This window comes from Pseudomonas sp. IPO3774 (assembly GCF_013386835.1).
In the GTDB taxonomy this organism is placed as follows: domain Bacteria; phylum Pseudomonadota; class Gammaproteobacteria; order Pseudomonadales; family Pseudomonadaceae; genus Aquipseudomonas.
Genome location: NZ_JACAQY010000034.1, coordinates 191229 through 206840 on the forward strand (window position 1 = coordinate 191229; position 15612 = coordinate 206840).

Below are 15612 nucleotides of genomic sequence, written 5' to 3' on the forward strand. Positions count from 1 at the left end.
AAAATGCCGGGCGGGGTGATCCTTTCAGAAAACGGGTGTATGATGCGGCAGCCGGGAAATTCCCGGCTTTTTTGCGTCTGCATGTTTGATTGTGGTTTTGCTCCGCAGGCGCCACAGGTTTTTCGAGGAAAGTGCCCGACGAGGCCGATTGTTGGTCGTTCGTCACGTCGCTCTTGCGCGTGGTTTATGCAGGGGCCGGGTATTTTCTGCTTCACTCAAGGCTCGCCCGAGGGCTGGCCGCCCGGATCATAGGGGAATGGCGTAATGGCAACGGTAGACCGCTGGCTGCTGCCAGATGGCATCGAAGAAGTACTGCCACCAGAAGCTGCGCGCATTGAAATCGCGCGCCGCCAGGTGTTGGATCTGTTCCAGAGCTGGGGTTACGAGTTTGTCGTGACTCCGCATATCGAGTACCTGGAATCCCTGCTGACCGGCGCGGGCCAGGACCTGGATCTGCGCACCTTCAAGGTCATCGACCCGCAATCGGGCCGGCAAATGGGCTTTCGTGCCGACATCACGCCGCAAGTAGCGCGCATTGATGCGCACACCCTGCGTCGCGAAGGGCCAAGCCGCCTGTGCTACGCCGGCAGCGTGCTGCATGCGCAACCGCGTGCGTTGTCGTCGTCCCGCAGCCCGATCCAGTTGGGCGCCGAGTTGTACGGTGATGCCAGCCCGAGCAGCGACGTGGAAGTCATCAGCCTGATGCTGGCCATGTTGCAGCTGGCCGATGTGCCGGATGTGCACATGGACCTTGGGCATGTCGGTATCTACCGCGGCCTGGCCCGTGCGGCCGGCTTGTCGGGTGAAGTGGAACAACAGTTGTTCGATGCCTTGCAGCGCAAGGCCATCGATGAAGTGATTGCCCTGACGGCGGGCGTGCCTGCCGACCTGGCCGGCATGCTGCGTGCGCTGGTGGATCTGTGTGGCGGCCGTGAAGTACTGACCGCCGCCCGTGATCGCCTGGCGAATGCGCCGGCTGATGTATTGGCGGCCCTGGACGATGTGCTGGCGATTGCCGAGCAGTTGTCTGCGCGCTTCCCGCAGTTGCCGCTGTATTTTGATTTGGGTGAGTTGCGCGGCTACCACTACCACACCGGTGTGGTGTTCGCGGTGTTTGTCCCGGGTGTTGGCCAGGCCATCGCCCAGGGCGGTCGTTACGACGATATCGGCGCCGACTTCGGTCGCGCTCGTCCGGCGACCGGTTTTTCCACCGATTTGAAAACCCTGGTGACCCTGGGGCGTGCTGAGGTCGAACTGCCGTCTGGCGGTATCTGGATGCCCGACAGTACGGACGCAGCACTCTGGCAGCAGGTTTGCCAGTTGCGCAGTGAGGGTCAGCGTGTGGTCCAGGCCTTGCCTGGGCAGCCATTGGCCGCCGCCCGTGAAGCGGACTGCGACCGGCAATTGATTCAGCAGAACGGGCTTTGGCAAGTATCGCCACTGGCTTCTTGAGTTTTCCTGCCGGCCACTGCCGGCACCAAGTTTGCGCGAATGAGGACAAGTGTTATGGGTAAGAATGTCGTAGTCCTGGGCACCCAATGGGGTGATGAGGGCAAAGGCAAGATCGTTGATCTGCTGACCGAACATGCTGCCGCCGTAGTGCGCTACCAAGGTGGCCACAACGCTGGCCACACCCTGGTCATCGATGGCGAAAAAACCGTCTTGCACCTTATCCCGTCGGGTGTACTGCGCGAAGGCGTGCAGTGCCTGATCGGCAACGGCGTGGTGGTTGCACCTGACGCCCTGCTGCGCGAGATCACCAAGCTGGAAGAGAAAGGCGTGCCAGTGCGCGAGCGCCTGCGTATCAGCCCTTCCTGCCCGCTGATCCTGTCCTTCCACGTTGCGCTGGACCAGGCCCGTGAAAAGGCCCGTGGCGAGCTGAAGATCGGCACGACCGGTCGCGGCATCGGCCCGGCCTACGAAGACAAGGTTGCACGTCGTGGCCTGCGTGTGGGCGACCTGCTCAACATGCCGCGCTTTGAAGACAAGCTGCGTGAACTGGTGGATTACCACAACTTCATGCTGGTGGGTTACTACAAAGAGCCGGCCATCGAGTTTGAAAAGACCCTGGCCGAGTGCAAGGAATACGCCGAGCTGCTCAAGCCGCTGATGCTGGACGTGACTGCTGAGCTGCACGACCTGCGTCGCGCCGGCAAAGACATCATGTTCGAAGGCGCCCAGGGCTCGTTGCTGGACATCGACCACGGCACCTACCCTTACGTCACCAGTTCCAACACCACCGCTGGCGGCGTTGCGACGGGTTCGGGCGTTGGCCCGATGTTCCTGGACTACATCCTCGGCATCACCAAGGCATACACCACGCGTGTAGGTTCGGGACCATTCCCGACTGAACTGTTCGACGACGTCGGCGCGCACCTGGCCAAACAGGGTCACGAATTCGGCGCAACGACCGGCCGTGCCCGTCGTTGTGGCTGGTTCGACGCCGTTATCCTGCGTCGCGCTATCGATGTGAACAGCATCTCGGGCATCTGCCTGACCAAGCTGGACGTACTCGACGGCCTGGAAACCATCAACATCTGCATCGGCTACAAGGATGCGGAAGGCAAGGACGTTGCCCCGACTGACGCGGACAGCTACGTAGGCCTGCAGCCTGTGTACGAAGAAGTGCCAGGCTGGACCGAATCGACCGTGGGCGCCAAGACCCTGGAAGAACTGCCAGCCAACGCCCGCGCTTACATCAAGCGCGTCGAAGAGCTGATCGGTGCGCCGATCGACATTATTTCGACGGGCCCGGACCGCAACGAGACCATCGTTCTGCGTCACCCGTTCGCTTAATAAGCTGTTGATGTAAAAAGCAAAGGGCTCCTTCGGGAGCCCTTTGTCGTTTCCGCCTGGTAAACGGCACGACCCTTGCTATGGTTCTTTCTTTCGCGGTGCTATCAAATTAATGGCACCCGTGGTGGAGGGATTCCCAGTGTCTGCCGTTCTCTCATTGTTACAAAGCCGGCTGTTGCGGCCGGTGTTCGTTACCCTAGGTATCGCTCTTTTGGTGCAAGTACTGGTGGCCGTCGCCCTGACGCGAAGCACCGTCACTGCATTGGAAGCTGATTTGGGCAATCGCCTGGGCGTCGACAGCCAGAAACTGTCCGGCGAGTTGGCGCAAGCCGGCAAGGAAGTGACATCCAGCCTGGACAGTCTGTCTTCCAGCACGCGCCAGCGTCTGACGGCGGGGCTTTCCATGCGCCTGCAGGAAGAGCAGAAGCAACTGCGTGCGACCCTGGAAAAAGACCTGCAGGACTCTGCCAATGACATGGCGCAACTGCTCGCTTCGGTGGCGCCGCGCGCCATGTGGGACAGCGACGTGCCGACGCTGTCTGAGTTTGCCCGCAGAGCCCAGCGCAATCCCAACGTGTTGTTTGTGGTGTATGACGACGCGGCTGGTGAGCACCTGACCCGTTACCTCAATCGTGAAAACCCGATCAACCAGGCGCTGCTGGAAAAGGGCAAGGGCGAACGTGCCCTGGATAAAGTGCTGGATGCGGCGAAGAATGATCCCTCGGTGTTCTACGTCGAAGCGTCCATCAGCCCCAATGGCGTAGAGATCGGCAAGGTCCGCATGGGGGTTTCGACTGCCTCGGTCGAGGCTGACCTGGCCGCGCTGGACAAGCGTTTTGCTGCACTGATTGCCAGCGGTGACCAGTTGGTGGGCGACAGCCTCAAGGGTGCCGCGGCTGACAGCGCGGCGGCCATGGGCGCGCGTTTGCAGTCGGCGCAAGCCACCGCCACCCAGATGACCGCCAATACCACCAGCGCCGTGCAAGAGGCGGCGGGCACGTTGCGCTGGCGCATCGGCATGGGCCTGGCGGTGGTAGGTTTTGGTGTATTGCTGTTGATTGCTGTAGTGCTCGGCCGTCGGGTGGTCAATCGCCTGAAGCTGCTGATTGCAGCGATGGACGATCTGGCGGCAGGCGAGGGCGACCTGACCAAGCGTGTGCAGATCAACAGCCGGGACGAAATCGGCGACATGGCCTCGGCGGTCAATCGCTTTGTGGATAAATTGCAGCCGATCGTGCGTGAAGCCGGTGATGTGGCCCAGCGTACCGGTGTGGAAATCGGCGCGATGACCCTGCGCAATGCGGGTGCCGATGCGGCCGCCGGCTTGCAGCGTGATGAGGTTGCCGAAAGCCTGCGGGCGCTGTCGCAAATGGCGGATGAGGCCCAGGCGGAAAGCCATGCGATGCAGGCGGCCTTGCAGCAGGTGGTGGATATTCGCCAGGCGACTGATGAAAATTCCCGCACTTCAGCCGAAGTTGGCAGCTTGATCGAGGCGTTGGCGGGGCAGGTGCAGGCCGGTTCCAAGGTGATCGAGCGGCTGGCGCAGCAGAGCGAGCAGATCGAGGTGGTGTTGACGGTGATCCACGGGATTGCCGAGCAAACCAACCTGCTGGCGCTCAACGCGGCTATTGAGGCGGCGCGAGCCGGTGAGACCGGGCGCGGCTTTGCGGTGGTGGCGGACGAGGTTCGCGCCCTGGCCAGTAAAACCCAGAGTTCTACCGGCGACATCCAGGCCCACATCGTGGCCTTGCAGCAAGGCGCCCGTGAGGCCGTGGAAACCATCGGCAAGGCCGGGCGCCAGGCCAGCGAAGGTTTGCTGGTGTTGCGCGACAGCGTGCGCCTGCAGCAGTCGGTGCAGGCCTCGGTGGAGCAGGTGCATGCAGCGATTGGCCTGGCGACGCGGGCGGCTGAGCATCAGGCGCAGGGTGCGCATGCGGTGCGTGGGCGGGTGGAAATCATCCATGCCCAGGCAGAGCGGGCCGCTCAGGCGGTGGTAGAGACTACAGCCAGTGGCAAAGTGCTGGATGGGTTGGCGGCGCAGTTGAAGGCGAGCCTGGGGCAGTTCCGGGCTTGATATCGCCGGTTTCGGCCCTTTCGCGAGCAAGCCCGCTCCCACATTCGATCGAGTTCCACTTCTGGAATGCGAGCAAATGTGGGAGCGGGCTTGCTCGCGAAAGCTATTTCAGCGGCTCAGATACATCCGCGTCGTAAGCAGATACACCGGCAGCCCCGACACTAGAATCAACAGCGCCGCATACGGCGCCGCTGCCGCGAATTCCACATTCGAGGTGTGCGCCCACACGGCAGTTGCCAAGGTATTCAGCCCGGTCGGACTAAGCAGCAACGTCGCCGTCAATTCCTTCATTACATCCAGGAATACCAGCGCAAACGCCGCCCCCAATGCCGGGAAAATAATCGGCAGCGTCACCCGGCAAAACGCACTGAACGACGACGCGCCCAGCGTTCTCGCCGCCTCTTCCAGCTGGGGTGCTGCCTTGTTCAGCGCCGTGCGGATCGGCGCCTGGGCCAGGGGCAAAAACAGCAGCGCATAAGCGATCAGCAGCAATGCCGACGTTTGATACAGCGCCGGCACGTAATGCAGGGCGAAATACACCAGTGTCAGCGCAATCACCAGGCCGGGCAGGGCGTGCAGCAGGTACGGCAGGCGCTCGGCCCACAGTGCGAGCTGGCCCTTGTAGCGCACCACCAGCAAGCCCACCGGCACGGCAAACAACAGGCAAAGCGCGGCGCCGCCCAGGGATAGCGCCAACGAAGAAAGCAGCGCCTCGCTGATCTCGGCTATCGGAAATGCCGCCGAACTGCCCACTGCCAGCCAATAACCGAGCATGCCCAGTGGAATGCCGCTGCCGATGATCGCCAGGAGCAGGCAATACAGCTGCCCCAGCGCCGCCCATTTGCCGAGTCGAACCTGTTCGGCATGCCGCGCCGCGCCCTGGCCGGTACGCACGTGTCGGCCCTTGCCGCGCACCCGCAGCTCCAGCCAGAGCAGCGTCAGGCACATCACCAGCAGCACCGCCGAGAGCATCGCCGCATTGGCGTTGCTGAACTCCAGCTCGAATTGCTGGTAGATCGCGGTGGTAAACGTCTGCAAGCCGATGATCGACAGCGCGCCGAACTCCACCAGCATATGCAGGGCAATCAACAGTGCCCCGGCCAGCAGCGACGGCCACAGCAGCGGCAAGGTGATGCGAAAGAATACGCCCCAGCGATTCAGTCCGAGGGTGCGGGCCGATTCTTCCAGGGATGGATCAAGATTGCGCAGGGTTGCCGCCACCGGCAGAAACACCAGCGGGTATTTGGACAGGGTCATCACCAGGATCGCTCCGCCCAACCCTTCAAAGTTGGCGCTTAACGAAACCCAGGTAAAGCTGCTGACAAACGCCGGCACCGCGAACGGCAGGCACAGGATCACTCCCCAGATCCGCCGTCCCGGCAGGTTGCTGCGTTCCAGCAGCCAGGCCAGGGACAAGCCGATCACGCCGCAGGCCACGGTGACGCCGACCATCAGCGCCAGGGTGTTGCGCAGCAACCCGAATACATAGGGCCGCCACAGCAAATGCACCGCCTCGGCCCATCCTGCCTGCCAGGCCTTGAGGCCGACATACGCCAGCGGCAACAGGCTCAGGCCTACCAGCAGCAGGACTGGTAGCAGCAACCAGATCGAAGGGCGTTTGCGTCTCGGCGTAAAACCCCCGCGCAAGGCGGGGGCGGGGAGCGATGGGTTCATCAGTTCAAGCCAACGTCACGTTCCAGTTCCAGGGCTTCTTCGGCGTTGCCCAGGTCGGCAGGGGTGACTTTCGGCGGTTGCAGCTCGCTGAAAGGCTTGAGGCCACGGTTGGATTCCATGCCCTTGCGCAACGGGTATTCGGCGGAAGTGTTGGTGATCACCCGCTGGCCTTCTTCGCTGGCCATGAATGCCAGCAGTTGCTGGGCTTCCTTTGGATGCTTGCTGGATTTCAGTGCAGCCGCGGCAGACACGGTGATCAGGCCACCGGCATCGCCGTTGGTGAAGTAGTGCAGCTGCGAATCCAGGTTGGTTTTTTCTTTCTTCAGGGCGAACCAATAGTAGTTGTTCACCAAGACAGTGGCGACTTCGCCATTTTCCACGGCCTTGAGCGCAACCATGTTGTTGCTGTAGACCTTGCCGAAAGCGCGCAGGCCGGTCAGCCACTCTTCAGCCGCTTCGCGACCGTGCAGCTTGATGATCGCTACGGCTTGTTCCTGGAACGCGCCGCTGGTGGGCACGAAACCGACCTTGCCTTGCCACTCGGGCCCGGCGAAATCCAGTACCGACTTGGGCAGGTCTTTCTCGGCGATCAGTTTCGGGTTGAAGGCCACGACGCGGGTGCGTGCGGTCACGCCCATCCAGGCGCCGTTGGCGGCCACGTATTCCTTCGGCAGGACGTCGAGGGTGCTGGCGTCGATGGTTGCCAGCAGGCCTTGCTCGCCGAGTTTATTCAGCGGCGGCGATTCTTCGGTGTAGATCACGTCGGCAGGGGAGCGGTCACCTTCTTCGACGACCTGGCTGGCCAGCTGGTTGCTGCTGCCCTTGCGCACATTGACGTGGATGCCGGTCTTGGCTTCGAAGGCCTTGGCAAGTTCATCGCCGACCTCCTTGTGTTGGCCGTTGTACAAGGTCAGTGCAACCTTGTCGGCAGAATAGGCAGCGGGCGAGAGCAGGGTCAGGCCGAGCAGAGTGATGGTCAGGCCACGCAGAAGGGATGTCTTGAGACGGGTATCGCGGATCATCATCCGGGGTTTTCCTCACTTGAGTGCAACAAATCCTTACAAGGATAAACGATAAAACTTCTCAAGTGCGGACGAGGGGGGAAATCACCGGTCAGGTTTTCAAACCCCGGAAACGAAAAAACCCGCTTTCGCGGGTTTGATCTGAATTTGGTGCCCAGGAGAAGACTCGAACTTCCACGACCTTGCGATCACCAGCACCTGAAGCTGGCGTGTCTACCAATTTCACCACCTGGGCATTATCAACGCTTGCGCTGTTGATGGAGCGAACTATACGGAGGGCTTTTTGATCTGTAAACCCCTGATTCAAAAATATAAATCAAGATTCTTGTTAAAAATCAAAGACCTGAAACGCAAAAACCCGCTTTCGCGGGTTTTTGGAGACTCAAGGCATAACCTTGAGTTTGAAATTGGTGCCCAGGAGAAGACTCGAACTTCCACGACCTTGCGATCACCAGCACCTGAAGCTGGCGTGTCTACCAATTTCACCACCTGGGCAGCATCAACAACGTTGCCGTCGTCGATGGCGCGCACTATACGGAGGCTGTTTTGAGCTGTAAAGCCCTGCCATGAAAAAAGTCTGGAATATTTCGCCGACGGTCGCGCAAGGTGCATTCCAAGGGCTACAAAGTGCTTTTACGGGCTTGTTGACACCTGAAATTTCCCGTTTCAATACGCGTATGCCAAACTAACCCGCATATAGACAAGGTGAAAACTCTCTAATGGCCGATTGGCAGTCCCTCGATCCCGAGGCCGCTCGTGAAGCGGAAAAATATGAAAACCCTATTCCTAGCCGCGAACTGATCCTGGCGCACCTCGCCGATCGGGGTTCGCCTGCTAGCCGCGAGCAGCTGGTTGAAGAATTCGGTCTGACCACCGAAGACCAACTCGAAGCCCTGCGTCGCCGCCTGCGCGCCATGGAGCGCGATGCCCAGTTGATCTACACCCGCCGCGGCACCTACGCGCCGGTGGACAAGCTCGACCTGATCCTCGGCCGCATCGCCGGCCACCGTGACGGTTTCGGCTTCCTGATCCCGGACGATGGCAGCGACGACCTGTTCATGAGCCCTGCGCAAATGCGCCTGGTGTTCGATGGCGACCGTGCCCTGGCCCGCGTTTCCGGCCTCGACCGTCGCGGTCGCCGTGAAGGCGTGATCGTCGAAGTGGTGTCCCGTGCCCACGAGTCCATCGTCGGCCGTTACTTCGAAGAAGGCGGCATCGGCTTCGTGGTGCCGGATAACCCCAAGGTCCAGCAGGAAGTGCTGATCACTCCGGGGCGCAATGGCGCCGCCAAAGTGGGCCAGTTCGTCGAGGTGAAAATCACCCACTGGCCCACTGCGCGCTTCCAGCCACAGGGCGATATCGTTGAAGTGGTCGGCAACTACATGGCGCCGGGCATGGAAATCGATGTTGCGCTGCGCACCTACGATATCCCTCACGTCTGGCCTGAGGCTGTGCTCAAAGAAGCTGCCAAGCTCAAGCCGGAAGTCGAAGAAAAAGACAAAGAGAAGCGCATCGACCTGCGTCATCTGCCGTTCGTCACCATTGACGGCGAAGATGCCCGCGACTTCGACGATGCGGTCTACTGCGAAGCCAAGCCTGGCAAACTGCGCCTGTTCTCCGGCGGCTGGAAGTTGTTCGTCGCGATTGCCGACGTGTCCAGCTACGTGAAGATCGGTTCGGCCCTGGACAACGAAGCCCAGGTGCGCGGCAACTCGGTGTACTTCCCCGAGCGCGTCATCCCTATGCTGCCTGAGCAGCTGTCCAACGGCCTGTGCTCCCTGAACCCGAAAGTCGACCGTTTGGCCATGGTGTGCGAGATGACCATCTCGAAAACCGGCGAAATGACCGACTACCAGTTCTACGAAGCGGTGATCCACTCCCAGGCGCGCCTGACCTACAACAAGGTCAGCACCATCCTGGAACAGCCGAAAACCAGCGAAGCCAAAGCCTTGCGCGGTGAGTACGGGCATGTCGTGCCGCACCTCAAGCAGCTCTATGCGCTGTACAAAGTGCTGTTGGGCGCTCGTCACGTGCGTGGCGCGATCGACTTTGAAACTCAGGAAACCCGGATTGTCTTCGGTTCCGAGCGCAAGATCGCCGCAATCACCCCGACCACGCGCAACGATGCTCACAAGCTGATCGAGGAATGCATGCTGGCGGCCAACGTGGCCACCGCAGAATTCCTCAAAAAGCACGAGATTCCTGCGTTGTACCGGGTGCACGACGGCCCGCCGCCGGAGCGTCTGGAGAAGCTGCGCGCGTTCCTCGGTGAGCTCGGCCTGTCCCTGCACAAAGGCAAGGACGGCCCGACGCCGAAGGACTACCAGGCTCTGCTCGCGAGCATCAAGGACCGTCCGGATTACCACGTGATCCAGACCGTCATGCTGCGCTCCCTGAGCCAGGCGGTGTACAGCGCTGATAACCAGGGCCACTTCGGCCTGAATTACGAGGCGTACACTCACTTCACCTCGCCGATTCGCCGTTACCCGGACTTGCTCACGCACCGGGCGATCCGCAGCGTGATCCATTCCAAGCAGAACACCCCGCACGTCAAGCGCGCTGGTGCCATGACCATTCCGAAGGCACGGATCTATCCGTACGACGAAGCGGCCCTGGAACAGTTGGGCGAGCAGTGCTCCATGAGCGAGCGCCGTGCCGACGAAGCCACCCGCGACGTAGTGAACTGGCTCAAGTGCGAGTTCATGAAAGACCGCGTGGGCGAGTCGTTCCCGGGTGTGATCACTGCCGTGACCGGTTTTGGTTTGTTCGTCGAGCTGACCGACATCTACGTCGAGGGCCTGGTGCATGTCACCGCCTTGCCGGGTGACTACTACCACTTCGACCCTGTGCATCACCGCCTGGCGGGCGAGCGCACCGGTCGCAGCTTCCGTCTGGGCGATACCGTGGAAGTGCAGGTCATGCGCGTCGATCTCGACGAGCGCAAGATCGATTTCGGCATGCCCGACAAGCCGGCTGAACCGACTGGCCGTAAAAAACGTGGCAGCGAAACTGCAGCGCCGGCCAGCAAAGGCAAAGGCGCTCCTGCGAAAACAGCGGTCGCCGAGCCTGCGCCAGCCAAGCCTGCGCGTCGTTCGTCTGCCAAGGACAAGGCCCCCGAAGCCTACCGCCCTAGCGATGCCGCGGCGAAAAACGCCGAGCTGCGCAAGAGCCGCGAGTTGAAGCAGCAGTTGCTCAACGAAGCCAAAAGCGGTGGTAAAGCGGCGTCTGGGGGAAAGTCCCGCGAGGCGGAAAAGCCGTCGAGCAAGCCGAGTAAACACCGTAAAGGCCCGCCAAAAGCGGGTTCGGCCCCCGCGAAAAGCGGCGGGTCGCGCAAACCTAAGGCCAAGTCATGAGTCTGGAAAAAATCTACGGCGTGCACGCCGTAGAAGCATTGCTGCGTCACCACCCGAAACGCGTCAAGCAGGTGTGGTTGGCAGAGGGCCGCAGTGAGCCGCGTGTTCAAGCGCTGGTCGAACTGGCCAATCAGAACAAAGTTGCCATCGGCCAGGCCGAGCGTCGTGAGATGGACGTCTGGGTCGAAGGCGTTCACCAGGGCGTGGTAGCCGACGTCAGTCCAAGCCAGGTCTGGGGCGAAGCGATGCTCGACGAGCTGCTCGACCGCACCGAAGGCGCACCGCTGTTGCTGGTGCTCGACGGCGTGACCGATCCGCACAACCTCGGCGCCTGCCTGCGTTCGGCGGATGCTGCCGGTGCGTTGGCGGTGATCGTGCCTAAAGACAAGTCGGCAACCTTGACGCCTGTCGTGCGTAAAGTCGCCTGCGGTGCGGCGGAAGTGATTCCGTTGGTGGCCGTGACCAACCTGGCGCGCACCCTCGAGAAACTCCAGCAGCGCGGCCTGTGGGTCGTGGGTACGGCGGGGGAGGCTGAGGTCAGCATTTATGACCAGGACCTCACCGGCCCGACCATCCTGATCATGGGTGCCGAAGGCAAGGGCATGCGCCGCCTGACCCGCGAGCATTGCGATTACCTGGTGCACCTGCCGATGGCCGGTAGCGTCAGCAGCCTCAACGTTTCAGTCGCAACGGGCGTCTGCCTGTTCGAAGCCCAGCGCCAGCGCGGCGCCAAGGCTAAAGCCAAGAAATAACCAAGTCTGGCGCAGGTCAAAATGTGGGAGGGGGCTTGCTCCCGAATACGGTGTATCAGTCAGTGCATTTGGTGACTGGCACACCGTATTCGGGAGCAAGCCCCCTCCCACATTTGTTTTTGTGGTGTATGGGGGCTGTTCAAATAATCACCAATCACCTTGCACCCTTTCTCCCCCTTCTCTACAATTGCGCCCCTTGCCTTCATGGCAGGCACGCATGTGCCTCCCTTCGGCAAGATCCATAAGTGTCATTCACTCCTTGTCTGACCGTTTTTGAGCGGCAGGCTACAACCCGTAAGGAGCATTCATGCGTCATTACGAAATCATCTTTTTGGTCCACCCGGATCAAAGCGAGCAAGTCGGCGGCATGGTAGAGCGTTACACCAAGCTGATCGAAGAAGACGGCGGCAAAATCCACCGTCTGGAAGATTGGGGCCGTCGTCAACTGGCCTACGCAATCAACAATGTTCACAAGGCTCACTACGTGATGCTGAACGTTGAGTGCACTGGCAAGGCCCTGGCCGAGCTGGAAGACAACTTCCGCTACAACGATGCAGTGATCCGTAACCTGGTCATCCGTCGCGAAGAAGCCGTTACCGGCCAATCCGAGATGCTCAAGGCTGAAGAAAACCGCAGTGAGCGCCGTGAGCGTCGCGACCGTCCTGAGCACGAAGGCGCTGAAAGCGCTGATAGTGATGACAGCGACAACAGCGATAACGCTGACGAGTAATCCACGGACCTTTTAAGGAGCCTATCAAATGGCACGTTTCTTCCGTCGTCGTAAATTCTGCCGCTTCACCGCTGAAGACGTGAAGGAGATCGATTACAAAGATCTCAACACTCTGAAAGCCTACGTATCCGAGACCGGCAAAATTGTTCCAAGCCGCATCACCGGTACCAAAGCTCGTTATCAGCGTCAGCTGGCCACCGCTATCAAGCGCGCCCGCTTCCTGGCCCTGCTGGCCTACACCGACAGCCACGGCCGCTGAGACCGGGCAGTCGACAAGTAGTAAGGGATTGAATGCATGCGCGCCTTAGCTGAGTTCATCATGCGCGGTCGTGTGCAGGCCACTCTGGTAGTGGCTGGATGTGCAGCATTGCCGTTGTTGTATTGGTTGGGTGCTGCCGCGGGTTGCCTTGTGCTTCTGCGGCGCGGTTTGAAGGACGCCCTTGGCGTTCTTGCCCTGGGAATACTGCCGGCCTTGGTCTGGTGGTTGAAATTCGATGATCCACGGGTACTTCTGGTACTGCTCGGTTCATCGACCCTTGCGTTGGTTTTGCGCGCAAGTGAGTCCTGGGTCCGTACGCTGCTGGTCAGCGTGGCATTGGGGTTGGTGTATTCACTGGCGCTTGGCGCGGCTTTCCGCCCGCAAATCGAGGCGCTGGCGCAGGAGATCATAAAGATCCTGCCGCTGGCCCTCGGGGATCTCTACCAGCAGTTATCGGTAGAGGAGCGAGCGCGCTTTGCGTCAGTGGTTGCACCGATGCTTACCGGCCTGATAGCGGCACTGTTGCAGATTGTCAGCTTGCTGAGCCTGATTCTTGGGCGTTACTGGCAGGCGTTGTTGTATAACCCGGGTGGTTTTGGTCGCGAGTTTCGCAGTATCAGAATCCCCGCTGGACCGGCGATGTTGCTGCTGGCGTTCATGGTGGTCGGGCCGACTTTTGGCCTGGCGCTGTTGGTGCCGTTGTGCAGCGTACCGCTGGTATTCGCCGGCCTGTCCCTGATTCATGGGCTGGTGGCGCAAAAGCGACTGGGCAGATTCTGGCTGGTGGGGTTGTACGTGACGCTGTTGCTGTTCATGCAGCTGATCTATCCGTTACTCGTGGTCTTGGCCATTGTCGACGGCCTGATTGATTTTCGCGGTCGTCTGGCGCCGAAAGACGCCGATAACGCGAACGGTGAAGGTTAAAAGTTAGAGGATTTTCACATGCAACTGATCCTTCTGGAAAAAGTCGCCAACCTGGGCAACCTGGGCGACAAAGTGAACGTTAAGGCCGGCTACGGTCGTAACTACCTGCTGCCATACGGCAAAGCCACCGCTGCAACCGCTGCCAACCTGGCTGCGTTTGAAGAGCGTCGTGCCGAGCTGGAAAAAGCAGCAGCAGACAAAAAAGCTTCGGCCGAAACTCGCGCTGCCCAACTGGCTGAGCTGGAAGTGACTATCACTGCCACCGCCGGTGACGAAGGCAAGCTGTTCGGTTCGATCGGCACCCACGACATCGCTGATGCACTGACCGCCTCCGGCGTTGAAGTGCAGAAGAGCGAAGTTCGTCTGCCGAACGGCACCATCCGCAACGTTGGCGAATTCGATGTAGCCGTGCACCTGCACGCTGAAGTCGAAGCAACCGTACGCGTTGTTGTGGTAGCAGCTTAAGCAACACCTAACTGACTGGCACCTCGCGTGCCAGGCAGTTAACATCGGGCACGATCCTGTTCACAGGTCGTGCCTTTTGTTTTTCTGTAGCTCCTGATTCTCCAACTATTCCAAGTGGCCATGAACGATATCTCCGCTCCTGAGCAATATGACCTGCAAACCGCTGCCCTGAAGGTGCCGCCGCATTCCATCGAGGCCGAACAGGCCGTGCTCGGTGGCTTGATGCTGGACAACAACGCCTGGGAACGCGTGCTGGATCAAGTCTCGGACGGCGATTTCTACCGTCATGACCACCGCCTGATCTTCCGCGCCATTGCCAAGCTGGCCGACCAGAACTCACCGATCGACGTGGTGACCCTGGCCGAGCAATTGGACAAGGAAGGCCAAACGTCCCAAGTGGGCGGCCTGGGTTACCTGGGCGAGCTGGCGAAAAACACGCCATCGGTTGCCAACATCAAGGCCTATGCGCAGATCGTCCGTGCGCGGGCCACGTTGCGCCAGTTGATCGGCATCGCCACCGAGATCGCCGACAGCGCGTTCAACCCGGAAGGCCGCACCGCCGAAGAGATTCTCGACGAAGCCGAACGGCAGATCTTCCAGATCGCCGAGGCCCGGCCTAAAACCGGCGGCCCGGTCAGCGTCAACGACTTGCTGACCAAGGCCATCGACCGTATCGACACCTTGTTCAACACCGACAACGCCATCACCGGCCTGTCCACCGGCTACACCGACCTCGACGGCATGACCAGCGGCCTGCAGCCAGCCGACTTGATCATCGTCGCCGGCCGTCCGTCCATGGGTAAAACCACCTTCGCCATGAACCTGGTGGAAAACGCCGTGTTGCGCAGCGACAAGGCCGTACTGGTTTATTCCCTGGAGATGCCAGGCGAATCGCTGATCATGCGTATGTTGTCGTCCCTGGGCCGCATCGACCAGACCAAGGTGCGTGCCGGCCGCCTGGAAGACGACGATTGGCCGCGGCTGACCTCGGCGGTCAACCTGCTCAACGATCGCAAGCTGTTTATCGATGACACCGCGGGCATCAGTCCGTCGGAAATGCGCGCGCGTACCCGACGCCTGGTGCGTGAGCACGGCGATATTGCCCTGATCATGATCGACTACCTGCAGTTGATGCAGATCCCGGGTTCCAGCGGCGACAGCCGGACCAACGAGATTTCCGAGATTTCCCGCTCGTTGAAAGCCCTGGCCAAGGAATTCAACTGCCCGGTGGTTGCCCTGTCGCAGCTCAACCGATCTCTTGAGCAGCGTCCGAACAAACGCCCGATCAACTCCGACTTGCGGGAATCCGGAGCGATCGAGCAGGATGCTGACGTGATCATGTTCGTATACCGGGACGAGGTGTATCACCCGGAAACCGAGCATAAAGGCATCGCTGAAATCATTATCGGTAAACAGCGTAACGGGCCAATCGGCACCACGCGCCTGGCCTTCATCGGTAAATACACCCGCTTCGAGAACCTGGCGCCGGGCAGCTATAACTTCGAAGACGAGTAAAAGCGCTGCCCGCCAATTCCGACTGCAAAGGTCGGAATTGGTCAAATT

General features: G+C 60.5%; 12 protein-coding genes and 2 tRNA genes. 10 read left to right on the forward strand and 4 right to left on the reverse strand.

Going from position 1 to position 15612, the window contains the following annotated elements; translation table 11 throughout:
- Positions 1-264 precede the first annotated feature (264 nt).
- From HYE77_RS19005 to HYE77_RS19015, 3 genes are all read left to right on the forward strand, one after another.
- Complete coding sequence (locus HYE77_RS19005; protein WP_003217507.1) at positions 265-1452, forward strand: ATP phosphoribosyltransferase regulatory subunit; 1188 nt, start codon at positions 265-267, stop codon at positions 1450-1452.
- Between the two features lie 54 nt (positions 1453-1506).
- On the forward strand, positions 1507-2796 hold the full coding sequence (locus tag HYE77_RS19010) for an adenylosuccinate synthase (RefSeq protein WP_003217505.1): 1290 nt from the start codon (positions 1507-1509) through the stop codon (positions 2794-2796).
- Positions 2797-2935: 139 nt separating this feature from the next.
- Positions 2936-4870, forward strand: a complete 1935-nt coding sequence (locus tag HYE77_RS19015) for a methyl-accepting chemotaxis protein (protein ID WP_177069126.1) — start codon at positions 2936-2938, stop codon at positions 4868-4870.
- 108 nt (positions 4871-4978) lie between these two features.
- On the opposite strand, the gene HYE77_RS19020 is transcribed toward HYE77_RS19015, so the two are convergent.
- From HYE77_RS19020 to HYE77_RS19035, 4 genes are all read right to left on the reverse strand, one after another.
- Complete coding sequence (locus HYE77_RS19020) at positions 4979-6544, reverse strand: iron ABC transporter permease (protein ID WP_177069127.1); 1566 nt, start codon at positions 6542-6544, stop codon at positions 4979-4981.
- Positions 6544-7569 (reverse strand): extracellular solute-binding protein, encoded by a 1026-nt coding sequence (locus tag HYE77_RS19025; RefSeq protein ID WP_008439094.1) that lies wholly within the window; start codon positions 7567-7569, stop codon positions 6544-6546. Before HYE77_RS19025 ends, HYE77_RS19020 begins: the two co-directional genes overlap by 1 nt.
- Positions 7570-7714: 145 nt before the next feature.
- Positions 7715-7801 (reverse strand) — tRNA-Leu (locus tag HYE77_RS19030).
- 173 nt (positions 7802-7974) lie between these two features.
- Positions 7975-8061: transfer RNA gene (locus HYE77_RS19035), tRNA-Leu, on the reverse strand.
- Positions 8062-8285: 224 nt separating this feature from the next.
- On the opposite strand from HYE77_RS19035, the gene rnr reads away from it, so the two are divergent.
- From rnr to dnaB, 7 genes are all read left to right on the forward strand, one after another.
- The gene (gene rnr / locus HYE77_RS19040; protein WP_177069128.1) at positions 8286-10919 is read left to right on the forward strand and encodes a ribonuclease R; all 2634 of its coding nucleotides are present in this window, start codon (positions 8286-8288) and stop codon (positions 10917-10919) included.
- Positions 10916-11671: a 23S rRNA (guanosine(2251)-2'-O)-methyltransferase RlmB gene (gene rlmB, locus HYE77_RS19045; RefSeq protein ID WP_003217493.1), complete on the forward strand. Its 756-nt coding sequence runs from the start codon at positions 10916-10918 to the stop codon at positions 11669-11671. Before rnr ends, rlmB begins: the two co-directional genes overlap by 4 nt.
- A gap of 307 nt (positions 11672-11978) precedes the next feature.
- Entirely contained in the window at positions 11979-12401 is a 423-nt protein-coding gene (gene rpsF, locus HYE77_RS19050) for a 30S ribosomal protein S6 (RefSeq protein ID WP_003217491.1), read from the forward strand.
- Positions 12402-12429: 28 nt separating this feature from the next.
- Positions 12430-12660 (forward strand): 30S ribosomal protein S18, encoded by a 231-nt coding sequence (gene rpsR, locus HYE77_RS19055; RefSeq protein WP_002551829.1) that lies wholly within the window; start codon positions 12430-12432, stop codon positions 12658-12660.
- Positions 12661-12696: 36 nt separating this feature from the next.
- Complete coding sequence (locus HYE77_RS19060; protein WP_003217488.1) at positions 12697-13584, forward strand: hypothetical protein; 888 nt, start codon at positions 12697-12699, stop codon at positions 13582-13584.
- Between the two features lie 18 nt (positions 13585-13602).
- Complete coding sequence (gene rplI, locus HYE77_RS19065; RefSeq protein ID WP_003171376.1) at positions 13603-14049, forward strand: 50S ribosomal protein L9; 447 nt, start codon at positions 13603-13605, stop codon at positions 14047-14049.
- Between the two features lie 120 nt (positions 14050-14169).
- Entirely contained in the window at positions 14170-15564 is a 1395-nt protein-coding gene (dnaB, locus tag HYE77_RS19070) for a replicative DNA helicase (RefSeq protein WP_003217484.1), read from the forward strand.
- Positions 15565-15612 lie beyond the last annotated feature (48 nt).